This is a genomic window from Micromonospora sp. DT233 (genome assembly GCF_049841815.1).
Lineage (GTDB): Bacteria > Actinomycetota > Actinomycetes > Mycobacteriales > Micromonosporaceae > Micromonospora.
In genome coordinates, this window is sequence record NZ_JBNCLB010000005.1 from 111,909 (window position 1) to 136,347 (window position 24,439).

Genomic DNA, 24,439 nt, shown 5'->3' on the forward strand with positions numbered 1-24,439 from the left:
CCGCCCGACCGCCGTGGCGACCCGACTTCGACCGGGCCGGCCCCCGCCGGCGGCCGGTGACCAGAGAGGATCTTCTGCGTGTCCCGCGGCGAGCTTCGGATCTACCTGGGGGCCGCCCCCGGCGTGGGCAAGACCTACGCCATGCTGGAGGAGGCCCAGCGCCGCGCCGAGCGCGGCACCGACGTGGTGATCGGCTTCGTGGAGACCCACGGCCGCCCGCACACCGCCGCCATGATCGGAGACCTGGAGCAGGTGCCCCGCCGCGCGGTCACCTACCGGGGGGTGGAGCTCACCGAGCTGGACCTCGACGCCGTGCTGGCCCGCCGCCCCGAGGTGGTGGTGGTCGACGAGCTGGCCCACACCAACGTGCCGGGCGCCCGCAACGACAAGCGCTGGCGCGACGTGCAGGAGATCCTCGACGCCGGCATCAGCGTGCTGAGCACCGTCAACATCCAGCACCTGGAGTCGATCAACGACGTCGTCGCCCAGATCACCGGCACCGTCCAACGGGAGACCGTCCCGGACGCCGTGGTGCGCGCCGCCGAGCAGGTCGAGCTGGTCGACATGACCCCGGAGGCGCTGCGCCGGCGGATGGCCCACGGCAACATCTACCGCCCCGACCGGATCGACGCGGCACTGGGCAACTACTTCCGGGTCGGCAACCTCACCGCCCTGCGCGAGCTGGCCCTGCTCTGGCTCGCCGACAAGGTCGACGACCAGCTCGGCGCGTACCGCGCGCAGCAGGGCATCTCCGCCCCCTGGGAGGCCCGCGAGCGGGTGGTGGTGGCGCTGACCGGCGGGCCGGAGGGCGACCCGCTGATCCGCCGCGCGGCCCGCATCGCCGCCCGGGGCCGGGGCGCGGACCTGCTGGCCGTGCACGTGGCCCGCAGCGACGGGCTCGCCGGGGCCGACCCCGCCCAGCTGGCCCGCCAGCGGGTGCTGGTGGAGAGCCTCGGCGGCACGTACCACCACGTCCTCGGCGCGAACGTGCCGGCTGCGCTGCTCGACTTCGCCCGCGGCGTCAACGCCACCCAGCTCGTCCTGGGCACCAGCCGCCGGGGTCGGCTCGCGCAGATCTTCTCCCGGGGGGTGGGGGTGACCACCGCCAGCCTCTGCGGCCCGATCGACGTGCACCTGGTCACCCACCCGGAGGCGGGGCGGGGCCGGCGCGCGGGCGGGATGCCGGCGGCGTTGTCGCGCCGCCGCCGGCTGCTCGGCTTCGCCCTGGCCGGGGTGGGCATGCCGCTGCTGACGGTGCTGCTCACGGTGCTGCCGGACCTGACCCTGACCAACGACATCCTGCTCTTCCTCGCCGGGGTCGTCGGGGTGGCCCTGGTCGGCGGCCTCTGGCCGGCGCTCTTCGCCGCGCTGGGCGGGTCGCTGCTGCTCAACTGGTTCTTCACCCCGCCGTACCGCACGCTGACCATCGCCGAGGGCGACAACCTGCTCGCCCTCGGCGTCTTCGTCGGTGTCGCCCTGGCCGTCAGCTGGGTGGTGGACGTCGCGGCCCGGCGTACCCGGGAGGCGGCGCGGGCGTCCGCCGACGCGCAGACCCTGGCCACGGTGGCCGGCGGCGTGCTGCGCGGCGAGCGCCCGCTGCCGGCGCTGCTGGACCGGCTCCGGGAGACCTTCGGGCTACGCGCGGTCAGCGTCCTGGAGCTGGCCACCGACGCGCCGGGGCGACCGGCCCGGCCCGGCGAGGAGGGCGCGTGGCGGGTGGTCGCCGCCGTCGGGGACTCGCCGCCGGGCAGCCCCGAGGCGGGGGAGACCGCCGTGCCGGTCGACGACCAGCTCACGGTGGTGCTCGCCGGCCGGCCGCTGGAGGCCGCCGACCGGCGCGTCGTGGAGGCCTTCGCCGCCCAGGCGGCGGTGGCGCTGCGCCAGGAACGCCTCGCCGCCCAGGCCGCCGCCGCCCGCCCGCTGGCCGAGGCCGACCGGATGCGCACCGCGCTGCTCGCCGCCGTCAGCCACGACCTGCGTACGCCGCTGGCATCGGCGAAGGCGGCGGTGAGCAGCCTGCGCAGCCCGGACGTGGAGTTCGACGCCGACGACCGCGACGAGCTGCTGGCCACCGCCGACGAGTCCCTGGACCGGCTGGGCCGGCTGGTGGCGAACCTGCTGGACATGAGCCGCCTGCAGGCCGGCGCGCTCGGCGTCACCACCACCGCGATCGGGCTGGAGGACGTGGTCCCCGGGGCGCTGGACGAGCTCGGCCCGGACGCCGCCGACGTCGGCACCGACATCCCCGCCGACCTGCCCGCCGCCCACGCCGACCCGGGGCTGCTGGAGCGGGTGCTGGTCAACCTGGTGGCCAACGCGCTGCGGCACAGCCCGCCCGGCCAGCCGCCCACCGTCACCGCCAGCGCCCACGCCGGGCAGGTGGAGCTGCGGATCATCGACACCGGCCCCGGCATCCCCGAGGACCAGTGGGAGCACGTCTTCCTGCCGTTCCAGCGCCTCGGCGACCGGGACAACCTGACCGGGGTCGGCCTCGGCCTCGCCCTGTCCCGGGGCCTCGCCGAGGCCATGGGGGGCAGCATCACGCCGGAGACCACCCCGGGCGGTGGGCTGACCATGGTGCTGCGGCTGCCCGCGGCCGCGCCGGACGCCTCGCCGGGGCCGCCGCGATGACCCGCATCCTCGTCGTCGACGACGAACCGCAGATCCTGCGCGCCCTGCGGATCAACCTGCGGGCCCGTGGGTACGACGTCGAGGTCGCCGCCACCGGCACGGCCGCGTTGAAGGCCGCCGCCGCGCACCGGCCGGACCTGGTGGTCCTCGACCTGGGGCTGCCCGACCTCGACGGGGTGGAGGTGATCCGGGGGCTGCGCGGCTGGACGGCGGTGCCGATCATCGTGCTCTCCGGCCGGGCCGGCAGCGAGGAGAAGGTGGCCGCCCTCGACGCGGGCGCCGACGACTACGTCACCAAGCCGTTCGGGATGGACGAGCTGCTGGCCCGCATCCGCGCCGTCACCCGTCGCCTCGCCCCGACCCCGGCCGACGGGACGAGCGCGCTGCTGCGGGTGGGCCGGCACACCGTGAACCTCGCCGACCGCACGGTGCTCCGGGACGACGGGGCGGAGGTCAAGCTCACCCCGACCCAGTGGGCGATGCTCGACAAGCTGCTGCGCCACCCCGGCAAGCTGGTCAGCCAGCGCCAGCTCCTGCACGACGTGTGGGGCCCGGAGTACCAGCACGAGACGAACTACCTGCGGCAGTACATGGCCCAGCTGCGGCGCAAGCTGGAGGACGACCCGGCCCGCCCTCGGCACCTGATCACCGAGCCGGGGATGGGCTACCGCTACCGGCCCTGACCGCCGTGGCGCGGCGTGCCGGGCCCCCTATTTGTCGATCGGCCGGTCGGGTCGGCGTTGACACGCGCCCTGCGTGCGACTAGAGCTTATATCGGCAAACTTCGATGATTGTGGGTATCGCGGCGGTGATCCTGCCCGCGCGCCCAGAGGGAGGATCCGGACCATGCTCCGATCAGGCCCGTCCCGTCTGCTCGGCCTGTTGGCCGCCGCCGTCACCGGCGCATCCGTGCTCGTCGCCGTCGCCGCGCCCGCGGCGGCCGCGCCGCTGAGCCTCACCCCGTACGTCAATCCGTTCATCGGCACCGACGACAGCAGCGCGCCCAACCCCGTCCCCGGCGGTGCCGGCGGGAGCACGATCCCCGGCCCGGTGCAGCCCTTCGGCATGGTGCAGCTCAGCCCGGACACCCCGACCGCCTCGCCCTCGGGCTACCGGTTCAGCGACAGCCAGATCGAGGAGTTCAGCCTCACCCACTTCAACGGCGCGGGCTGCGCCAACAACGAGGACCTCGGCATCCTGCCGATCACCGGGGCCATCGGGGCCTCGCCCGGCACCTCCTGGACGTCCTACCGGGCCACCCAGAACAAGAGCCAGGAGCAGGCCCGTCCCGGCTTCTACCAGGCGGTGCTCAGCAACTACGGCAACACCCGGGTCGAGGCGTCGGCCACCCAGCGCACCGCCGCCCTGCGGCTGAGCTACCCGGCGACCGACGCGGCCCGGGTGCTGATCAACACCAGCCGCAGCGCCACCGGCAACCGCGCCGGCGCCATCACGATCAGCGGCTCCACCGTGACCGGCAGCGTGACCGGCGGCGGCTTCTGCGGCAGTGGCAGGACGTACCAGATCTTCTTCCGGATGGAGTTCGACCGCGCCCCCAGCGGCGTGGGCACCTGGCTGGGCGGCACCGTCAGCGCCGGCTCCACCAGCGCCAGCGGCGTCAACTCCGGCGGCTACCTGACCTTCGACACCGCCACCAACCCGGTGGTGCAGGCCAAGGTGGGCATCTCGTTCGTCAGCCAGGCGGGGGCCCAGGCCAACCTCGCCGCCGAGCAGCCGGGCTTCGGCTTCGACACGGTGCGCGCAGGCGCCGACGCGCAGTGGAACACCTACCTCAACCGGGTGCAGGCCACCGGCGGCGACGACGCCGACCTGCGCAAGTTCTACACCGCGCTGTACCGCGTCCTGATCAACCCGAACGTCTCCAACGACGTCGACGGCAAGTACCGCGGCTTCGACAACGCCGTACACACCGCCAGCCACCCGGTCTACCAGAACTACTCCGGCTGGGACATCTACCGCTCGTGGTCGGCGCTGATCGCCTTCATCGCCCCGGCGGAGGCCGCCGACATCGCGAAGTCCATGGTGCTCGACGGCCAGCAGGGCGGCCTGCTGCCCAAGTGGTCGCACAACACCAACGAGGCCTTCGTCATGACCGGCGACCCGGGCCCGATCGTCGTCGACAGCCTCTACCAGTTCGGCGCCCGCGACTTCGACACCGCCGCCGCCCTGGCCCTGATGAAGAAGGCCTCCGCCGGCGGCACCATGCAGGGCAACCCGATCCGCGGCCGGCAGGGCGACTACACGCAGCGCCAGTACATCGCGGGCGACCCGTCGGACTCGATGGAGTACTCGGCCAGCGACTTCGCCGTCGCCCAGTTCGCCAAGGCCCTGGGCGACACGGCCACCCACGACACCCACATGACCCGCGCCCAGTGGTGGCGCAACACCTTCAACACCGAGTCGGGCTACATCCACCCGCGCAACGCCGACGGCAGCTGGCCCTGGCCGCTGAACCCGGCCAGCCAGTCGCAGTTCGTCGAGGGCAACGCCGCGCAGTACACCTGGATGACCACCTACAACTTCGCCGCCCTGATCAACCTGATGGGTGGCCGGCAGACCGCGATCCAGCGGCTGGACCACCACTTCACCGTGACCAACGGCGGGCAGTCCCAGCCGTACTTCTACATCGGCAACGAGCCCGAGCACGGCGTCCCGTGGGCGTACCACTTCGCGGCGGCCCCGTCGCGCACCAGCGCCGTGGTGCGGCGGGTGCTGGACGAGTCGTTCACCACCGCCCCGGGCGGCCTGCCCGGCAACGACGACCTCGGCGCCACCTCCGCCTGGTACGTCTGGTCGGCGCTGGGCATGTACCCGCCGACGCCGGGTGCGGACACGCTGGCGCTGCACGGCCCGCTGTTCCGGTCGATCCTGGTGGACCGGCCGAGCGGGGACATCCAGATCAACGCCGCCAACGCCGGGCCGGGCAACGAGTACGTGCAGAGCCTTACCGTGGGCGGCACGGCGACGCAGCGCCCCTGGCTGCGCTACCGCGACATCGCGGGCGGGGCCACGCTGTCGTACACGATGGGTGCCTCGGCGTCGTCGTGGGGCACCGCCGTGGCCGACGTGCCGCCGTCGTTCACCGACGGGCTCACCCCGCCGCCGGCCGCCCCCGAGCTCGGCACCAACCTGGCCGCCGGTCGGCCGGCCACCGGCTCGGCTCCCTGCGAGGCGACCGAGGGCCCGGAGTTGGCGTTCGACGGCCGGCTCGGCAGCACCAGCAAGTGGTGCTCGCTGGCCGAGGGCACGAAGTTCCTCCAGGTGGACCTGGGCTCGAGCCAGCCGGTGCGGTCCTTCGTGGTCAAGCACGCCGGGCTCGGCGGGGAGCAGACCGGCTGGAACACCGGCGCGTTCACCATCCAGACCAGCACCGACGGGACGACCTGGACGACGCGCACGAGCGTGGCCGGCAACCGCGCCAGCCGCACGTACCACCCGATCGCGCAGTCCACGGCCCGCTACGTCCGACTCAACGTCACCACCCCCACCAACGACGGGAACAACGCCGCCCGCATCGACGAGTTCGAGGTGTACGGCGGCAACGGCCGGACCAACCTGGCGCTGAACCGGCCGGCCACCGCCGACTCGCAGTGCCTGGCCACCGAGGGCCCGGAGAAGGCCGTCAACGGCAGCATCTGGGGCGGCGGCACCGACAAGTGGTGCTCGACCGGTGCCACCAAGCTCCTCCGGATCGACCTCGGCGCCACCCGGTCGATCAGGTCGTTCACCCTCTTCCACGCCGGCGCGGGCGGGGAGACCCCCGCCTGGAACACCCGCGACTTCGACCTGCAGGTGTCGCCGGACGGCACGGCCTGGACCACCGTGGCGCAGGTCCGGGGCAACACCGCCGACGTCAGCGACCACCCGGTGACGGCCAGCGGCCGGTACGTGCGGGTGGCCGTGCTCACCCCGACGCAGACCACCGACTTCCTGGCGGCCCGCCTCTACGAGGTGGAGGTGCACGGCACCTCGTGACGGTGTCGGTCGCGCCGGGCGTCTCGATCGCCGGGCGGCCCGGCCACGGTGCTCCCGTGGCCGGGCCGCCCGGCCGTGCCGATGCCCGGATCGTCCGCGTCCGTACCGATTGACGCCAGAACCTACGGCAAGTTACGCAAAAAACTTGGTACGGGGTGGCTAGATATTCCCGGCGGGGTGGGTTAGGCTAATTCCAGTTGAGAGCGCAGGGTAACAACAAAGACGCAGACGGACCGCCCGGCCGTGAGGTCACGACGGGCGCGCAGGACAGCTAGGTAAGCAGGCGAGCCCCGATGTGTTGCGCGACGGGGTGTCGCAGGTGGGGCCAGGGCATTTTCAGGGCTCCAGCTGATATCGCCAGAGGAATGACGCAGAGGAAAGGGAGGGCGTTACACCGTTGGATCGCCCGCCTTCACCCGCGATGTCGGGCCAGGCGGACACCGCAGTTTCCATCGAACGAGAGGTGGTCTCCGGTCACGCAGATGCGATCCTCGCACCCGCAGCCAGCACGGCTGGCCGGTGCGGATACGACAAGCTGACGAACCTGTCGGCACATGGTGTTCTGACCCGTAACCCTGGGCCCCGGCGCTGATGCGCCGGGGCCCTCGACGTGGAGGTGACATGGGGCGAAACCCCGAGGACATGTTCGGCGACGAGGACTACCCCGCCTACACCATCGGCCAGGCCGCCGAGATGCTCGGCGCCTCGCAGGACTTCCTGCGCCGCCTGGACGAGGCGAACCTGATCGAGCCGCACCGCTCCGCCGGCGGGCACCGCCGCTACTCCCGCTACCAGCTGCGCCTGGCCGCCCGCGCCCGGGAGATGGTGGACCAGGGCACCGCCCTGGAGGCGGCCTGCCGCATCATCGTCCTGGAAGACCAGCTCGAAGAGGCGCTGCGGCAGAACGAGACGTATCGGAGGGCGCGGGAAACCGGCTGAGCACCTGGCCCGGGGCGGCGACGTGGGATTTGCCAAATCCCACCGACATCTGGACTCCTCCGATGCTGCTGAGCCTGGTGAAGCGCCGAGATCCGGATAGCCTGATCAGACCGTCAACCGGACAGCCTGATCAGGCCGTCAACCGGATAGTACGGAAAGTTTGTCCGACCTTTCGGTGTTGGTCGGGATGGTCGCCGAGAGCGGGGCGACGCCGAGCAGTTCCGCTATCGCCGTGACCGAGCGGGCGCCGGCGAACCCGTCGCCGAAGGGCGAGTGCCCCGGGCCGCGGCGGCCGGCGGCGAACTGCCGGGTCGCGGCGGCCACCAGCCGCGCCGGGTCGGTGCCGACCAGTTCGCCGACCCCCGGCCCGATGGCCTCCGGGCGCTCCGTGGTGTCCCGGGTGACCAGCAGGGGCACGCCGAGGGTGGCGGCCTCCTCCTGGAGCCCGCCGGAGTCGGTGACCACCAGGTCGGCGCAGCGCAGCAGCCCGATCATCTCCGGATACGGCAGCGGCGGGGTGACCATGGCATTGGCGACGCCGGCCAGTTGCGCGGTGACCTCCGCGCTCAACTGCGGGTTGGGATGAGAGACCAGCACGATCCGAGTCTGCGGATGCCGCTGCGCCAGCCGGCGCAAGCCGTCGAGCGCCCCGGCGACTCCGGCCCCCCAGTTCTCGCGCCGGTGCACCGTGGCCACCACGAGACGTCCCGGCCCCTGAGCCCAGGCCGGTGGTCGGGCCAGTCCGCTGGCGAGGAGATGGGCCAGCGCGTCCACCACCGTGTTGCCGGTCACCACGATCGACCGGTCGTTGATGCCCTCGTCGATCAGGTGCTGCCTGGCCGCCGCGGTGGGGGCCAGGTGCAGTGCGGCGATCCGGGCCAGCATGGCCCGGTTCGCCTCCTCGGGAAACGGCCGGTCCAGGTCGTTGGTACGCAGGCCGGCCTCCAGGTGCACCACCGGGATCCGGTGCCAGAAGGCGACGGACCCGCCGGCCAGGGTGGTCGTGGTGTCCCCCTGCACCACGACCGCCGCTGGCCGGCGCTCGGCGAGCAGGTCGTCGATCCCCGTGATCAGCGCCGCGGCCAGCTCCGAAAGTGACCCGCTGCGCCGTTGCGGCGTCAGGGTCACCGTGGGGCTGAGACCGAAGGGCGTGAGCGCCTCGGTGACGCGTCCCGGCTGTTGCCCGGTGTCCGCCACCCGCACCGTGAACCTCGGATCGTCGAGGAGACAGCGGATCAGGGGCGCCATCTTGACCCCCTCCGGCCGGGTTCCGGCCAGAATCAGTATCTCGTGCGGTGTCGGCATCCTCGCATCCATGTCGGCTCAGCCCTGGTCCGCCGTGGTTGCCGCGAGCCGTCCCCGGTAGAGCGAGAATCCGCCTCCGGCACCGGCCGCGAGCGCGCCGAGACCGAGCGCGACCGGTACCCCGGCGAGCGGGATGACGGGGATCGGGGGCGCGCTGGCGTGCGCACCGCAGCGGGAGTTGTTGATTGGCATGGATAACCTACTTTCTTGCTTGTGTTGATTTGGGGAGGTCTGTGGTGGTGTTCAGGTGGGCCAGATTCCGGGGTGGCCGGATCGGCTGCGGACCTGTCGGGGGCGCTAGCCCTCCTGCAGGTGGGCGTGGCCCGGCTGGACCGACACCGCCTGGACCGACACCGCCTGGACCGGCACCGCGACCGGCAACGCCTCCGCGCGGGCCTGGTCGCCGGCTCGAGCGGTCTTCTGCCAGTCGCTGCGCGCGGTGACGATCCGTGCGAAGGCCAGCCAGACGGCCAGCGTCTGGGCGTAGCTGTAGAGCCAGTGGCACATGCCCAGGGCGATGGCCCGAGGGATGGTCAGATGTGGTTCGCAGCGGACGCGATACACGATGCCCCAGAGCGCGAACGGCGCGATCCCGAAGACGACCACCAGCGGCGGTAGGCTCCAGCCGCCGCCGCTGCTCCACCAGCCGCCCAGCCCGCCCGTGGTGCGCTGGAAGTAGGAGACCAGCACCGCCAGACAACCCAGGTAGACCGGGATGCCGAGCAACTGGATCCATGGCGCGGTGAGGAAGTGTGCGATCTCCAAGGCCGCAGCGTTGCTGATGCGCGCCGAACCCAGCACCCGGCTGAAGTAGCGACCGCACTGCATCGAGCCCTGCGCCCACCGGGTGCGCTGCCGGACCAGGGGACGGACCTTGGTCAGTGCCTCCTGGGCCACCCAGCTGTCCGGGCAGTACTCCGTGCGCCCGCCGACCAGCAGGATGTGCAGGCCGAGTTCGAAGTCCTCCAACAGCGCGCCGTGCCAGGGGGTGCCGTCCTCCTTGGCGATCTCGTCGAGCAGGCCCAGCCGGGTGAACTGCCCGTTGCCGCCCATCGCGACGCTGCCGGTGCGCCGGCGCAGCGACTGCATGGCGGCGATCGGCGCGCGGAACTCCATGTCCTGCAACCGGACCAGCAGCCGGCCCCACCGGCTCAGCGCGATCGGGCTGGCGTGCCGGGCCGGAGCGCACTGGAGCATCCGCACCTCCAACTGGACCGCGCCGACCTCCGGCGCGCCGAAGTACCGTTGTCCGGAGAGCGCGACCAGGCACTGTGGGTCAAGCTGGCTGTCGGCGTCCACGACCCCGACGATCACCCGGGCGCGGTCGACCTCGGCGTGCAGCGACTCGTCGAGGAGCCGCCAGGCGGCGTTCAACGCGGCCCCCTTGCCCTGCCGCGCGTCGGGCAACCGGCGGACGACCACCCGTACGCGCGGTTCGTCGGCGAAGCTGGCGAGCTCGGCGAGGGTGTCGTCGTCGGACGCGTCATCGACGCACCAGATGGTCATCTGTGGGAAGTCGCGCAACAGGTGTTGCACGGTGGTCCGGATGACGGCCGCCTCGTTGCGGCAGGGGATGATGACGTGCCATTCGAAGCCCCACGGGCTGCCCCCCCGTGAGCGCGGGAGCCGCAGGTGGAACACCAGGATGCTCAGCACGTAGGCGCAGAAGGTGAAGCAGAGCACGAACGCGACCGTGTTCAGCAGGGTGAGGGACTGGGCTTCAGCGCTCATCGGCCGGCCGTCCCGAGGGTCCGCCTGCCGTGGCCGACCAGCACCATGAACAGGATCGTCATGGCGATCAGCCCGACGGTGGCGATGATCGATCCGATCAGCACCAGGCTGCTCTCGAAGTCGAATTGGTGCCCCCAGATCCGCATGGCGACGGCCACCGCCACCATGCGGATCTGGTTCACCACGATCAACAGTCCCGCAGTGAGCGCCACGGCGCTCATTCCCCGGGGCGCCGAGATCCGCCGGAACCCGACCAGCGTCGAGGCCAGCATGATCGGCAGGATCAGCAGCATGACCACCGAGTAGCCGGTGGAGACCGTGAAGCCAACCCACCGCTGGTCGAGCGGGAAGACGACCGCCGTGCCGATGGAGTTTGCGTCGGCCAGCCCGGCGGCGCTGACCAGCCTGGCGTTCAGCCACGCCTCTGCGCTGGCGATGTCGTGCCAGCGCCATAGGGTGGCAGCGGGGAGGGCGACGCCGACCACGCCGGCCAGAGCGGCACGCCACCAGGCGCCCTGTCGCGACGGGCTCACCGCTGTTGGCCAGCCATGGAGATGAACCACAGAGCCGCGCCCAGAACGATGAGCCCGACCCCGAGCAGCAGCCACGACTGGAAAGCGACGCCGGTGGCGGCGAGGCTGCCGCCGATGTGTGGTCCCTTGGTGGGAACTCCGTACATTAGAAACCTCCTTTTGAGTGCTAAGGTCAGCATTAGCGCTCGAATGACCCGAAATACCCCAAAGTGCGATGTTCACCCTGAAGTGTGATCGGGTGTCTACGGGGACGGCGTGGAACGGTCTTCGACGTCGCGGGCGACGTCGGGCGGGAGGAAGGCCGGCCGCCGAGACCGACCTGCGGACCCTGCCCGGCCACACTGGTAGGTGCGGCCGGGCAGGGTCACTGGTGCGGTTGGCAGGGCATCCGTACCCCACCTGTCGTTACTGCTCCTTGTTGGTGTCCATGAACAGCGGTGGGGCAACCGGACCAGGTAACCCGGCCTTCGTCGGCCTCGCCCGCCGGCCTCTCGCGGTGCTCATTGCGGGTCGCGCTTCGAGGTCGCTCCCGCGGCGGGGCCGGGGGGCGTCACCGGCCCTGGCGACGGGGCCGGCGAGTCGGTGGCGTACTCGACGGCGGCCGGCGGGGCGTCCATTGCCTCGCTGCCGGCAGCCCGGCGAACCAGCACGTCGGTCAACGTGGGCCTTTCCTCGAACGCGGAACGCATGACCGGGCCGAGGCGCTGCTGGTGGTGCCGCCCGGTCACGCTCGACGAGTCCTTGGGATGGGCGGTCACGAACTCCCGGACGGGGCTGCTGCCAGCGGCTCTCGGCCCCGGCAGGAGCGGGGCGTCCAGCGTCGCGCCGAGGTCCGCCGCCCTCGGGTGCTCCCCGGACGGTCGGTGGTCGGTCCGGGCCATCGCGCCGATCACCACGACACCGGCCACCGGAAGCCCGAGGCGGCGGATCAGCCAGGCCGCCCGGCTGCTGTCGGCCAGGCTCGTCCGCCCCGCCTCCACGACGAGCAGCACCCCGTCCGCCTGCTGGGCGAACGCCGAGAGCTCCCGGCCGGCCAGGATCGGTGGCACGTGCACGAGGACGCAGTCCTCGTGCCACCCGGTCAGCATGGCGCCCAGGTCGGCGACGGCCTGGGTGTCCATGCTGTCGCCGGGCTCGGCCGGCAGCACGGTGAGGGTGGGCAGGTCGGGTAGACGCCTGGGGGTGACCCGCTGCTGCAACACCTGCTGCCAGGTGTACGGGGCGTCGGGGAAGTGGCCCGACAGCACCGGATCGCGCACCGCCCCGTCCACCAGCGTGGTCCAGCAGTGCTCGTCGGCCAGGCCCATGCCCAGCAACGCCGCCACCAACGCTTTGCCGTCGTCGTCGTGCGCGCTGGTGATCAGCAGCCGGCGGTGGGGCAGGCGAGCGGTGAGCACGCTCAACGTCGAGATCGTCGTCCGTACGGCGTCGCGGACCTCCGGGCGGGCGTACAACGCCGCAGCGTGGTGTCGGGCGAAGCGGCGCGGCAGTTGCGGCAGCACCCCGACCACCGGCAGGCCCAGCCGCGACTCGATCTGGTCCGTCTGCCGCAGCCGGCTGTCGAAGCGCTCGCGCAGCGTCACCGCCCCCCATCCGGCCAGCAACCCGGCCAGCGCGCCGAGGGCGCCGTTGAGGAGTGGCTTCGGGAACGCGGGCCGGCTCGGCGGGCTGGCCGTGTCGAGGAGCCGGGAGCTCACCTTGGTCTCCCCACGGGTTTCCAGCGGGCCGAGATGACGGCCGACCGCCCGACCGGCGGCATTCGCGACCGCGGCGGCCTGGGTGGCCGAGCCGGCGTCGGCCTGAACGGTGATTATCTGCAACCCAGGCTCGAACTCGCTGCGGACGTGGCCGAGCACCGCCCGTTCGGGAAGCCGCAGCTCGGCCGCCGCGTCCAGGGCGACCTCCCGAGACTCCACCAACCGGGCGATGGTCGGAGCGAGGTTCTGCGCCAGACCCAGGTCCGCCGGCCGCTTCGGCTCGACGGCGCTGGTGGTGACCAGTATGGAAGCCTGCGCTTCGTAGCGCTGCGGCAGGAAATGTGTCACCGCGTGGGCGGCGGCCAGGCCGGCGCAGAGGCCGAGCAGGGGCACCCCCACCCGACGCCACGAGACCCCGAGCAGGACCTTGACATCCCTTGACCTCGTCATCAGGCCATTGCCTCTCTTCTTTCGTCCCGCGCGGCGCGGCCCGCCCCGGCAGCCAGCCGCCTGCCCGCCCCGACATGTCGCTGGAGGTAGGACGGTGGACGGGTGAACGACACGACGAGCGCGATCAGCAGGATCAGTGGAATCACCAGGACGGCGCTGAGCCCGATCAGGGTGAGATCGAAGAACCGCTTCGGCCCCTCACCGCGCGGCCGAGCGAGGACCGACGCCACCCGCTCGGCGTCCGCCGGCGTGAGCCGGGCGGCGACGTCGAGCTCCTCGTCGAGCCGGTCGGCCGGGGCGGTGGTGTCGCTGGGCGCCACGACCACGACGCGTGCCCGCCGATGGGAGGTTGGCGGCTGGTGCGGCGGGGAGGGGGCGGGGCCGGCCGCTGGCGGAGCCGCCGTCGCGGCGCGACCGGCCGGTGCGAGAGCCGTGGGTACGGACATCTCTTCCATCTCGCTGACCTCCTCCTCCGGGGACGGGGAGCACGAATGCGCCCCGAGTCACTATGCGGGGCAAAGCCGGCATAAAGGGACTAATCTCCTAACAAAAATTCTGCTCGCGTAGGGCTTAATCACGGAATGTCCGTTATTTGGAGGAATCAGACGCATAGAGGCGTTTGCGCGGTTAGCGTCTGCCTGGTCAAGGTGATGACCAGGGGGCGACCCCGGCGTTCCGAGGAGCTTCGCGATGGACCTACCTGAACTTTCCCCCGTCGAGAGCCGGGCCGACGGCCACGAGCCCCGGCGCATCCTCGTCACGGGCGGCGCCGGCTTCATCGGCAGCCGGGTCGTGGCCCGACTGATGCTGATGGGCAGCCAGGTCCGGGTGGTGGACAACTTCTCCACCGGGCGGATCGAGAACCTGGCCGACGCCGCGTACGGGGGCCTGACGGAGGCGGACGTCGTCGCGGGTGACATCCGCACCCCGGAGGGGGTGGAGATCATTGACCAGTGGCGGCCCGACGTGGTGGTGCACCTGGCCGCTCAGGCCAGCGTCCCCGCCGCCGAGCGGTCCCCCCTCTACGAAGTCGACGTGAACGTCTTCGGCACCGTCAACGTGCTCGACGCATGCGTACGCAGCCGGGTGCGGCTCTTCGTCAACGCCACCAGCAGTGCGATCTTCGGCGACGTGCCGGCGGGCGAACTGCCGATCGAGGAGGACTACGGGATGGCACCGATCGGCTCGTACGGCATCAGCAAGGCCGCCGCCGTGCGCTACGTCGACTGGTACGGCCGCCGGTACGGCCTGCCGTACACCTCGATGGTCTTCAGCAACGTCTACGGCCCGCGCCAGGGTGACGCGGACTGCGGGGTGGTCTCCCTGATGGTCGACGCCCTGCTCGACGGCCGCCCGGTGACGATCCACGACGACGGCCGGCAGACCCGCGACTTCGTCTACATCAGCGACGTCGCCGAGGCGGTGGCGCTGGCCTGCCACAGCGAGGGTGCCGGGCTGGTCAACGTCTCCTCCGGCCGGCAGACCACGATCAACGAGGTGTACCGCACCGTCAGCGAGGCCGTCGGGGTCACCGCCGCTCCGCTGCACGAGGAACTGCGCGAGTCCGGGAAGATTCGGAGCATGGCGTTGGACAACGACAAGGCCAAGGCGTTGCTTGGCTGGCAGCCGACGATCGGGTTCACGGAGGGCGTGCGGTTGACGGTGCGCGACCTGCGCCGCCGCCGGACCGGCACCGTGGCCACCCCACCGGCGCAGGCCCTGCGCGTCCTCAGCGGCCGATAGCCGCCCGCTACCGGGCCGACGCCCCAACCGCCACCGGGGCCGGCGTCCCAGCAACCTGTACGCCGGGCGGACGGCGGGGCGGGGAAAGTGGCTGGCGGGCACCGGCCGCACCCGGCGCGGATCCAGGCCGGCGAGCCGGAACAGCGCCCGCGGCAGCCCGGGCCAGCGCCGCCACGACGTCCCGGCCGAGTATGCCGCCGGCCCCGGTCACCAGCCAGCGGGTCACGGCCGGCCGCCCAGGGGGGTGGGCACGCCCACCCCCGGCTCGGGTACGCCCCCACCTCGGCGCTTCGCCGCGCTCCACCAGTCCCGGTTGGCTCGGTACCACCGCACCGTGGCCGCCAGGCCCTCGTCGAAGGGCACCCGGGGCGCGAAGCCCAGCTCGGCTTCGATCTTGCCGGTGTCCAGCGAGTACCGCAGGTCGTGGCCCTTGCGCTCGGGCACCCGCACGACACTGTCCCAGTCCGCGCCGCAGGCCCGCAGCAGCCGGTCGGTCAGCTCCCGGTTGGACAACTCGTGCCCGCCGCCGACGTTGTACGCCTCCCCGGCCCGGCCCGCGACGAGCGCCAGCACCACCCCCCGGACGTGGTCGTCGACGTGCAGCCAGTCGCGGACGTTGGCACCGTCGCCGTAGAGGGTGACCGGCCGCCCATCCAGCAGGTTGGTGACGAAGAACGGAATGAGCTTCTCGGGGAACTGGTAGGGGCCGTAGGTGTTCGATCCCCGGGTGACCGTGACGGGCAGCCCGTGGGTCCGGTGGTAGGCCAGCGCCAACAGGTCCGCCCCCGCCTTGGTGGCCGAGTACGGGGAGTTCGGCGCCAGCGGCGCGGTCTCCGACCAGGACCCGTGCGGAATGGAGCCGTACACCTCGTCGGTGGAGACCTGGACGAAGCGGTCGATCCGGTGGCGCACCGCCGACTCCAGCAACTGCTGGGTGCCCAGGACGTTGGTGCGACCGAAGACGCAGCCCGCCGCGATGGAGCGGTCGACGTGCGTCTCGGCGGCGAAGTGGACGACGGTGTCGTGGGCGGGAACGAGTCCGTCGACCAGTTCCGGGTCGCAGATATCGCCCTGTACGAAGTGGAAACGCGGACTCCTGGCGACTCCCGCGAGGCTCGCCAGGTCGCCGGAATAGGTGAGGCTGTCCAGCACGGTGACGGCCGCTCCCGCCAATTCCGAATGTTCGTCGGCGATGACCGTGCGAACGAAATGGGAGCCGATGAAACCGGCACCCCCGGTGACCAGAATCTTCATCGGCACAGATTAGTTCGGCGCATCGCGGAAGCTGTCGGCTTTCACGTTTCACATCCACCGGAATCGCGCCTCGACGCAATTGCCACCGCCTATGACGGACGACATCGGAGTCAGTTTCAGCACCTGATCGGCGACGGCAGCCAATGGGGCCTGGGCCTGCGGTACGCCACGCAGCCCCGGCCCGAGGGAATCGCGATCGACTGGCCGTCGACCGCCCCGGGGCTCTCGGCCCGCCGACCGCGGCCGGCCTCGGCGTACCCCGGTCCTGACGGCCGACGGACACCCGGCCTTTGATAGGTTCCGCCGACGCGGGCGGCCGCAGGTCAGGCCGGCTGTGGGTGGCCGGCTCGGCGGTGCGTTCGTCGGGCCGTCGGCCGCCGAGGGTCGTGAGCACCGGGCCGCGCGGTCCGGGGGAGGAGCACCAGTGAGCGACTACGGTCACGCCACCGCGCCGGACGGCAGCCAGGTCCAGCTCGGGGCCGTCGGACAGCGGGTGGTCTTCGAGAACGAGCAGGTCCGGGTCTGGGAGATCAGCCTGGAGCCCGGGGAGCGGCAGCCCTGGCACCACCACCTCAACCCGTACCTGGTGATCGCGCTCTCGGCGGCCGACAACCGGATCGACGCGCTCGCCGGCGGCGACCCGCGCCTGGTGCACGAGGCCGTCGGCGGGGTGGTCTACCGCGAGCCGGGCGAGGTCCACATGCTCACCAACGACGGCGACACCCGCTACCACAGCCGGCTCGTCGAGCTGAAGTGCCTGGGGGAGAACCTCGCGGCAAAGCCCGACGCCCGGTGAGCTGACGTGGCACAACCCCCGTCAGAGGGGGTGCGCGGCCGTGCCAGGATGTGGCCGTGTCGTATCCCCCTCATCAGCCGTACCAGCCGCCGATGCCCGGCGTCGCGCCGCTGACCGCCTACCCCCAACCGATTCAGCCGCCGCCGGGTCACGCGGTGCTGGCCGTCACGGTCAACCGGGGCCCGTACGTCGTGCCCGTGCCGACCACCAGCAGGTTCAAGGTGGACCGTCGGGACGTGCCGATCCCGGGCGAGGGCACCTGGTACGTGGCCGTTCCGGCCGGGCCGCACGACGTGCGCTACACCGACTTCTTGGGCCTACCCATCGTCACCACCGACGTCGTCGTTCACCCCGGAGCCCTGCATCACCTGGTGTTCCGCTTCGGCGGTTGGCGCAACCGCGTCCACGACGGGCACGGCACCGACGTGACGAAGTTCGGCATGTGGTCGAACTACAGCGTGGGGCTCGTCACGCTGGTTGTGCTGGGGCTGATCTGCTGCGGCTGCTTCGGCCTCACCGGCTTCTACTCCGTCTAGCCCCCGCCCCGGCCCGGCGGCGGAGCAGGCCCCGGGCCGGGACGGCTGACCGGCCGCTGCGATGCTCCGACGCCCTCACCCCGCCGCGCGACGCCGCGGGGGTGCCACCCAGCCACGGCACGGCGGCGGTGTCGTCTTGCCGACAGCTACGGCCCCGGCCGATCCCCGGACCAGTCACCACCTCGATCGGTGGCGTAGGCGTGGCTGTTCCGCCGAGTCGCACGCTCGACTCCATATGCGACAGTCGTCATCGCCTCGCCGGGACGCCGCCGGTGGGCGGGTTCTCGCCGGTGTGCCGGCCCCGGGACGCCCGGGCAGAGCAGGCCGGCCGAAGCAGATGTGGGGGATGAAGGACATGAGCATCGACTCGGGCTGGGGTGACTACCTCTCCACCGACACCTCGGTGGTCGACACCACCGGGATCGACACCGTCGCCGACCTCGACTCGGCGACGATCGACGAGGTCGTCTCGGCGCTGCCCGAGCCGGCGGCGTCCATCGTGGAAGGCGAGCTGACCAGCGCGGTCGACGACCAGGCCTGGTCGAGCTGGCACACCGAGCAGGGCAACGACTGGGCTGCCTCGGCGCAGGACTGGGTCGACTACGCCAACGAGAACGCCGCCGCCGGTAATCTCGACATCGCCGAGAGCGCCATGGCGCGGGCGGAGGACCAGGCGTCCATCGCCGACAACAACTACGCCGTGGCCGACGAGCACTCGGCCGAGGTCGTCAACGACCTGAAGTCCGCCGCCGCGGAGGTCGCGCCGTACATGACCGACTCGGCCGACCTGACCGGCACGGACACGTCGACCTACGACGCCGGCTCCACCTACGACGCGTCCGCGTCGAGCTACGACACGTCGTACTCCTACGACGCGGGAACCAGCTTTGATGCCGGCTCCACCTACGACGTCACGGAATGAGCTGGGCCGACGCCGGAAGCGCCGGCGGCGTGCCGCCGGCCGTCCCGGCCGATCTGGAACCCGGCCGGCTGGCTGCCGGCGCGGAGCGGCGGGTCGGCGCGCCGCCGAACGTGGCGCGTCAGCAGTTGCTCCGGGCCCTGCGGGACCTCGAGTTCGACCTGCGCACCGAGCAGTTCAGTCTCCTGGAGGCGGTGCGCGGCTCCCGCTTCGGCGGGGTCACCCTCTCGGCGGCCCGGGTGCCGGTCACGCTGCGGGTCACCCTTGAGGTCGACGGCACCGCCACGCGGGTCGGCGTCCTGCTGGTCGACCGCTGGCCCGGCAAGATGGGCCGCAACTGGGGCGTGACCTCGGTCTACGTCGAGCTGTTCGAGTCGGTGCTGACCGCGATCGACGCCGTGCTCGGCCGGCTGGACGCGGCGGCCGTGGCCTCGTTCGCCCCGTGGTGGCGCCAGACCGGTCCGGGCGACGTGGCGATGATGCAGAACGCCGCGACCCTGGCCAACCGGGCGCAGGCCGCGCTCTCCCGGCAGGCGTCCCGCCTGCTCGACGGGGAGAACGGCCAGGCGCAGCGGCAGAGCATGGTCAGCCGTACCGGGGGTGCCACCTTCATCTTCGAGACGGCCAAGGCGGTCGCGGAGGTCCCCGCCGAGGTGGCCGACGGCATGCTGATGGTCGGCGCGCTGATCGCCAGCCGCCCAGGGGGCATGCCGCCGAACCTCGTCGCACAGGTGCAGTCGCTGGTCTTCCGGGTCGAGGAGCACCTCGCGGCCGGCGCGGGGGCGGCCGGCGCGGCCAGCCGGATCACCGTCGAGCCGTCGGACGTGCCGGCGGTGACCTTCCTGCACCAGCAGGCGCGGCTGCGCGGCGCGCTGCCGGTGCGGACCCTGCGCACCTGCACCACCTGTCGGCTGGAGAAGGTCACCAACCCGGAGATGGAACGGCTGCAGGAGCGCACCCGGCGCACCCGGGACCTGGCCACCAGCCTGAGCGCGGTGGTCACGCCCTACGTGCTCGCCGGGCGGCTGGCGCAGCTGAACAGCAAGAACCCGGAGTTCACCTGCCCGCGCTGTCAGGGCATGGACGCCGACGAGACGGTGGTGACGTACTGCCAGCGGTGCGGCGACCGGCGGGCGGAGACGGCGCTGCGGGCCTGCCCGAAGTGCAAGTTCGACTTCCGCAGCCTGGTCGGCGAGGAGCGGTTGTGGCGTCCGCGCACTGAGGTGGCGGCCCCGACCGCCGTCGCCGGGCCGCAACCCGCCCCGGGCGGGAACCCGCCGCCGCCCGCGCCGCAGGTTCCGGGGCCGCCCGCCGCACCACCGCAGGCCCTCCCACCGCCACCGCAGGCCCCGGGGCACCCCGCCGTGATGCCGTCGCCGGTTCCGGTGGGACCGTACCCGCCGCCAGGTGCCCCACTACCCGGCCCGCCGCAGTACGTCCCGGCGTCCGGGCCGCAGTACGGTCCGCCGCCGGGCCTGCGGCAGTACGGTCCGCCGCAGTACGGCGTGCCGCCGTACGCCCCGGCATCCGGCGCGCCGTATGGATCCCCGCCGTACGGTTCCCCGCAGTACGCCCCGGCGCCCGGCCCGCCGTATGGCCCCCCGCCGCAGTACGCCCCGGCGCCCGGCCCGCCGCCCCACATCCCGCCTCATGCTGCGCCGCCGCACGCTGCGCCGCACGGGATGCCGCCGGGTGGCCCGCCGCGGCAGTCGCGGGAGGGTGGCCCGCCGCCGGGGCACCGACCCGACCCGGAGGCGGAGCAGTGGCCCCGGCCGCCGGGCGGCTGACCGGGCCGGCCCGGCCGGGCCGATGACTGCGAGCCGATGACGACGGGCCGGTCCGCGTGGGGAGCTTGCCCCACGCGGACCGGCCCGCTCGTCGATCCGCTCAGCTCACGGTCACGGTCACCGTCTTCGGCGGCTGCTGCACCTGCCCGTAGTTGTCGGTAGCCCGCACCACGACCGTGTACGTGCCCGCCGGAATCACCGGCGAGGTGTACGCGAAGTTCGACCCCGGCGATCCCGGGCTGGTGAGGAAGGTCGAGATCCAGGGGGAGTTGCCCGGGCTGCTCGGCGTGGCGAACGCTCCGGCGGCGTTCATCCCCTGGCCGGCGCTGTTGACGATCTGCACGTCGACCCGCAGCATCCCCACGTCGTCCGTGGCGCGGCCGGTGACCACGATCCGCGAGTCGGCGTAGACCTCGCCGTTCTGCGGCACGAGGCTCGGCTCCAGGATCGGATCGAGGTCGCCCGGGTACACCAGGTACTTGGCGGTGGCGCCGGAGGTCGAGCCGTCCCACTGGCCCGCCGTGTCCACGGCCCACGCCTCGACGCTGTACTCGCCCTTGGTCGGCAGGTCGACCGGCAGGGTGAAGGCGGTGCTCTTCGCCCCGGGCGAGGCCAGGGTGGCGGGCAGCGTGGCGAAGCTGACCGCCATCGTGCCGTTGGGCTGCACGTACCGCCCGGTGTCCAGGTCGCGCAGCGCCACCCGCACGCTCTGCACGCCCTTGTCGTCGGTGGCGGTGCCGGCCAGGTCGAGGTGCAGTTGGTTGACGTTCTGGTCGGTGCCGGTGAAGCCCAGCCGGCCGTTGGGGAAGGCGTCGCCGGGCACCTGGGCGGTGACGGTGAGCCGGCCCAGGTTGGCCGTGGTGGTGACCAGGCCCAGGTTGTCGGTGGCCCGCACCCGGAAGTCGTACACGCCGGGCGTCAGCGGCACCGAGGTGTAGGACCAGTTGTACGACGCGGCGTTGAGGTTCAGCGGCGAGATGCGGTAGTAGGCCGTGACCGAGTCGGCGCTCCACGTGCCGTCGGCGGCCAGCGACTCACGGGTGGAGTTGTTGCGCAGGTACACCTCGACGGACCGCAGCGTGCCGTCGTCGCTCGCGGTGCCCGAGAAGGTGACCGTGCCGCCCGGCGCCACGGTGATCGGCGCGGCGGCGGTGGGGGGCGTCATCGGCGCGGGGGCGGTGACCGTCACCGCCGGCGCGACGCCCGTGGACGAGACGAGCCAGTCGCGGTTGACGCCGCGCAGGTCGCTCTGCCCGCTGTTGTCGATGGCGGTGGCGGTCAGCCGCCACTCGCCCTCGACGGGGAGGGTCACCTCGAACTGCCAGGTGGTCGACGTCGAGCCGATGACGTCCGGCACGCCGCGGAAGGTGTTGGCCACCGCGGCCAGCGTGCCGTCGTCCTGCAGGTAACGGTTGTCCGGGGCGCGCAGCGAGTACGTCATGGCGGTGACGCCCTTGTCGTCCGTCGCGGTGCCGGTGGCGATGAAGGTGGGGGTGGTGAGCAGGCCGGCGGCGGGCGCGCTGATCGTCGTGGTCGGGGGCAGGTCGTCGAAGCGGAACGTCTCGATCTTCTTGATGGCCTTCGTGGCATCGCTCTGGCCGTTGCCGCTGAAGGTCTTCGCCTGCAACTGGTACTCCCCGACGGGGAGCGAGACCGACAGCGACCACGCCGTCGCGGCGGCGTTCGGGGTCGCGAGGGTGGTCAGGATGGTGTTGGCGGCGCCCCAGGTGACCAGGTCGTCCTGGAGCCACTTCTTGGTGTCGCGGTTCTGGACCTCCAGCTGCACCTTGGAGACACCGGCGGGCGCGGTGGCCTGACCGTCGATCACGAAGGGCGTGTTGGCGGTCTCGACCCGGCCCTCGATGGGCGTGACGATCGTCGTGTCGATGGCGGCGGGCGCGGGCGCGTCGGCGAGGTCGAAGAAGCCGAGCCGGCCCACCGGCAGGCCACCCTTGGTGTTGCCGTCGCCGCCGACGAAGAGGCCGCGCGGGGTGGCCAGCATCGCCTTCTCACCCTCGTACGAGCTGGAACCGGGGTTCCACTCCAGCGCCGTGCCCGTGGTCGGGTCGAGCGCGCCGAGGTGGTCGCGGCGGACCACCTGGTCGCCGAGGCCGTAGCCGCTCAGCCCCTGGCCGGTGCCGTAGCCGACGGTGTCCAGGCCGGGCCAGGGGACGTTCGAGGTCGGCGACTCCTGCCAGCTGAAGTGGCCGCCGAGGTAGACGGCCGCCTCGGTGACGGCGACCGAGTAGATGCTGTCGAAGTGCCGGGAGACCCAGAGCGGCTCGACGTTGTCGTTGCCGGCCATCGGGAACGCGATCGCGGTGTCGTTGATCGGCGGGCGGTCGCCGCCGGTGCCGCTGGCGACGACGAAGTACGAGTCGTCCGGCGCGACGTCACCGGCGAAGACCCGCTGGATGCCGCCGACGAAGGAGAGGTTGTCCTGCCACAGGCGGGTGCGCCACGGCAGCAGGGACTTCGCGGCGGTGTCGACGAGGCCGACGCCGTAGCGGTCCTGGCCGGCGATCTGCCGGCCGGTGTGCACGACCAGCAGCTTGGCGCCGTCGTGGGTCAGCTTGAGCTGCTGCACGGTGAGCAGGCCGCCGACGCCGATGCCGCCGGTCAGCGGCAGGTCGAAGCCGCTGTCCACCGCCCCCGTGGTCGGGTTGAGCGCGACCAGGCCGGCCCGGTTCACGTTGTTGACCTTGGTGAACTGGCCGCCCACGTAGACCGCGGTGGCGGTCACGGCCAGCGCGGTCCCGCGCCCGTTGCCCTGGGCGGTGAACGCCGCGACCGGGGCGCCGGTGGCCGGGTTCAGCCGCACGATCTTGCGCTTCGTGAGGCCGCCGACGGTGTTGAACGACCCGGCCACATAGAGCGACGAGCCGTCCGGCGAGGCCTCCACGGCCTCGACGGAGCCGTCGAAGGTCGGCCGGAAGGCGGTGTCGACCAGGCCGGTGTCGATGTCGTACGCGGCCAGCGCCGGCTGCGCCAGCGGAGTGCCGCCGACGTTGCTGATCGACGTGAACGACCCGGCGACGAAGACCCGGCTCCCGATCACCTCGATGTCGGTGATCTCGCCGTCGGTGATCCTCGGCACGTCGTTGCGCGGCGTGCTCGGCACCAGCCGGGTGTGGCCCGGCACCGTTTGGGTCGTCAGCGCGTTCCCGGCGCCGGCGGTGCTCGGGACGGTGTGGACGGCTGTGCCGGCCGCCGCCGGTTGCCCCACGACGACGACGGCCGCGACAACCAGACCCGCGATGACGCGGCTCCGCACGTGCATCAAGAGAACCCCCTGTAGACGCCGAATCGCGCCACCGGGTCTGCTCCCGGCAGCGTCCAACCGCCGGCGTGCCGGAGTCACCCTAGGAGCCGGGCGTCCCCTGTGTACGCCCGGCGTCCGGAATCCGACCGATCGACGCCGATCTCGGCACCGCCGGCGGGCCGGCTCACCGTCGCATCCAGCGCCGCTCGACCGATCGGATCGGGGCCATCGGCGGGCACCGGTGCCCGCGCCGCCGCGACCACGAGCCGGGGCGAGCGGGAGACGCGGCCACGGGCCGGAAGCAGCCGCGGCCACGGGCCGGGGGAGGGGCCCTGGGCTGCCGCTGCGCCCGATCTGGCGTACGGTTGTCACGTCGCCCGAGCCGCGATGGCTCGCCGGCCCCGCCGCCACCACCCTCCTGACGGAGGGGTGCGTGCGCGAGCGCTCGTCGAGCCCCTCGACCGGCCCGAGGCACGGGGGCCACCGGTCCGCCGGTCCGCCGGCCGGGCGTACCGCCACCCCTCCCGAGCCGGAGGGGACCACGGCCGTCTCCACGGCCTCACGAGGGAGTCAGCGTATGAAGATCGCACGAGACCGGGTCGTCGAGGTCCTCCGCGGGCGGGATCAGCAGGCCCGCGCCGACTGGGTCGAGAACTCGCTGCCGGAGTGGCTGGAGGCCGACAAACACGTCGGGCTGCTGGCCACCCTGCGACTCGACCCGGCCGAACTCGTCGACGCTTCGTCCCAGTAGGGGCGGTTGCGCCCGCCTGCTGCCGCCGACGATAGCGGACATCGGGCGCTGATCCACTCATCCCGCCCCGGGCGTCGTCGCGCGCCGGGGCGCCGGGGCGCTGCCCCGC

At 72.5% G+C, this 24,439-nt stretch carries 18 protein-coding genes; 10 read left to right on the plus strand and 8 right to left on the minus strand.

Annotation, left to right across the window (positions count from 1 at the left end; all coding sequences use genetic code 11):
- The first annotated feature begins 78 nt into the window (after nt 1-78).
- The 4 genes from ACLQ2V_RS14265 (at nt 79) to ACLQ2V_RS14280 (ending at nt 7,566) form a co-directional block, all read left to right on the plus strand.
- Complete coding sequence (locus tag ACLQ2V_RS14265) at nt 79-2,631, plus strand: DUF4118 domain-containing protein (protein ID WP_425718938.1); 2,553 nt, start codon at nt 79-81, stop codon at nt 2,629-2,631.
- Nucleotides 2,628-3,314, plus strand: a complete 687-nt coding sequence (locus tag ACLQ2V_RS14270) for a response regulator (RefSeq protein ID WP_425718939.1) — start codon at nt 2,628-2,630, stop codon at nt 3,312-3,314. Before ACLQ2V_RS14265 ends, ACLQ2V_RS14270 begins: the two co-directional genes overlap by 4 nt.
- 163 nt (nt 3,315-3,477) lie before the next feature.
- On the plus strand, nt 3,478-6,627 hold the full coding sequence (locus ACLQ2V_RS14275) for a GH92 family glycosyl hydrolase (protein ID WP_425718940.1): 3,150 nt from the start codon (nt 3,478-3,480) through the stop codon (nt 6,625-6,627).
- Between the two features lie 621 nt (nt 6,628-7,248).
- Complete coding sequence (locus ACLQ2V_RS14280) at nt 7,249-7,566, plus strand: MerR family DNA-binding transcriptional regulator (protein ID WP_425718941.1); 318 nt, start codon at nt 7,249-7,251, stop codon at nt 7,564-7,566.
- A 138-nt stretch (nt 7,567-7,704) separates the two neighbouring features.
- Here the strand turns inward: ACLQ2V_RS14280 and wecB are convergent, their stop codons facing one another.
- From wecB to ACLQ2V_RS14310, 6 genes are all read right to left on the minus strand, one after another.
- Complete coding sequence (gene wecB, locus ACLQ2V_RS14285) at nt 7,705-8,883, minus strand: non-hydrolyzing UDP-N-acetylglucosamine 2-epimerase (RefSeq protein ID WP_425718942.1); 1,179 nt, start codon at nt 8,881-8,883, stop codon at nt 7,705-7,707.
- A 285-nt stretch (nt 8,884-9,168) separates the two neighbouring features.
- Nucleotides 9,169-10,602, minus strand: coding sequence for a glycosyltransferase (locus ACLQ2V_RS14290; protein ID WP_425718943.1), 1,434 nt, complete (start codon nt 10,600-10,602; stop codon nt 9,169-9,171).
- Entirely contained in the window at nt 10,599-11,135 is a 537-nt protein-coding gene (locus ACLQ2V_RS14295) for a hypothetical protein (protein WP_425718944.1), read from the minus strand. Before ACLQ2V_RS14295 ends, ACLQ2V_RS14290 begins: the two co-directional genes overlap by 4 nt.
- Nucleotides 11,132-11,281, minus strand: coding sequence for a hypothetical protein (locus ACLQ2V_RS14300; RefSeq protein WP_425718945.1), 150 nt, complete (start codon nt 11,279-11,281; stop codon nt 11,132-11,134). Before ACLQ2V_RS14300 ends, ACLQ2V_RS14295 begins: the two co-directional genes overlap by 4 nt.
- Nucleotides 11,282-11,635: 354 nt before the next feature.
- The gene (locus ACLQ2V_RS14305; protein WP_425718946.1) at nt 11,636-13,282 is read right to left on the minus strand and encodes a hypothetical protein; all 1,647 of its coding nucleotides are present in this window, start codon (nt 13,280-13,282) and stop codon (nt 11,636-11,638) included.
- A complete protein-coding gene (locus tag ACLQ2V_RS14310; protein WP_425718947.1) occupies nt 13,282-13,602 on the minus strand; it encodes a hypothetical protein in 321 nt (106 codons plus the stop codon). Before ACLQ2V_RS14310 ends, ACLQ2V_RS14305 begins: the two co-directional genes overlap by 1 nt.
- Before the next feature lie 370 nt (nt 13,603-13,972).
- On the opposite strand from ACLQ2V_RS14310, the gene ACLQ2V_RS14315 reads away from it, so the two are divergent.
- Nucleotides 13,973-15,025: an NAD-dependent epimerase/dehydratase family protein gene (locus ACLQ2V_RS14315; RefSeq protein ID WP_425718948.1), complete on the plus strand. Its 1,053-nt coding sequence runs from the start codon at nt 13,973-13,975 to the stop codon at nt 15,023-15,025.
- A 222-nt stretch (nt 15,026-15,247) separates the two neighbouring features.
- On the opposite strand, the gene rfbB is transcribed toward ACLQ2V_RS14315, so the two are convergent.
- Entirely contained in the window at nt 15,248-16,279 is a 1,032-nt protein-coding gene (gene rfbB / locus ACLQ2V_RS14320) for a dTDP-glucose 4,6-dehydratase (protein WP_425718949.1), read from the minus strand.
- A 424-nt stretch (nt 16,280-16,703) separates the two neighbouring features.
- Here rfbB and ACLQ2V_RS14325 point away from each other — a divergent pair, with 424 nt between their 5' ends.
- The 4 genes from ACLQ2V_RS14325 (at nt 16,704) to ACLQ2V_RS14340 (ending at nt 20,317) form a co-directional block, all read left to right on the plus strand.
- The gene (locus ACLQ2V_RS14325; protein WP_425718950.1) at nt 16,704-17,075 is read left to right on the plus strand and encodes a cupin; all 372 of its coding nucleotides are present in this window, start codon (nt 16,704-16,706) and stop codon (nt 17,073-17,075) included.
- Nucleotides 17,076-17,131: 56 nt separating this feature from the next.
- Nucleotides 17,132-17,611: a hypothetical protein gene (locus tag ACLQ2V_RS14330; protein WP_425718951.1), complete on the plus strand. Its 480-nt coding sequence runs from the start codon at nt 17,132-17,134 to the stop codon at nt 17,609-17,611.
- Between the two features lie 355 nt (nt 17,612-17,966).
- On the plus strand, nt 17,967-18,533 hold the full coding sequence (locus tag ACLQ2V_RS14335) for a hypothetical protein (protein ID WP_425718952.1): 567 nt from the start codon (nt 17,967-17,969) through the stop codon (nt 18,531-18,533).
- Nucleotides 18,530-20,317, plus strand: a complete 1,788-nt coding sequence (locus ACLQ2V_RS14340) for a hypothetical protein (protein ID WP_425718953.1) — start codon at nt 18,530-18,532, stop codon at nt 20,315-20,317. The genes ACLQ2V_RS14335 and ACLQ2V_RS14340 overlap by 4 nt, the downstream gene beginning before the upstream one ends.
- 100 nt (nt 20,318-20,417) lie before the next feature.
- On the opposite strand, the gene ACLQ2V_RS14345 is transcribed toward ACLQ2V_RS14340, so the two are convergent.
- Nucleotides 20,418-23,438 (minus strand): Ig-like domain-containing protein, encoded by a 3,021-nt coding sequence (locus ACLQ2V_RS14345; RefSeq protein WP_425718954.1) that lies wholly within the window; start codon nt 23,436-23,438, stop codon nt 20,418-20,420.
- Between the two features lie 718 nt (nt 23,439-24,156).
- Between ACLQ2V_RS14345 and ACLQ2V_RS14350 the strand changes: the two genes are divergently transcribed.
- Complete coding sequence (locus ACLQ2V_RS14350) at nt 24,157-24,330, plus strand: hypothetical protein (RefSeq protein WP_425718955.1); 174 nt, start codon at nt 24,157-24,159, stop codon at nt 24,328-24,330.
- The last annotated feature ends 109 nt before the right edge of the window (nt 24,331-24,439 follow it).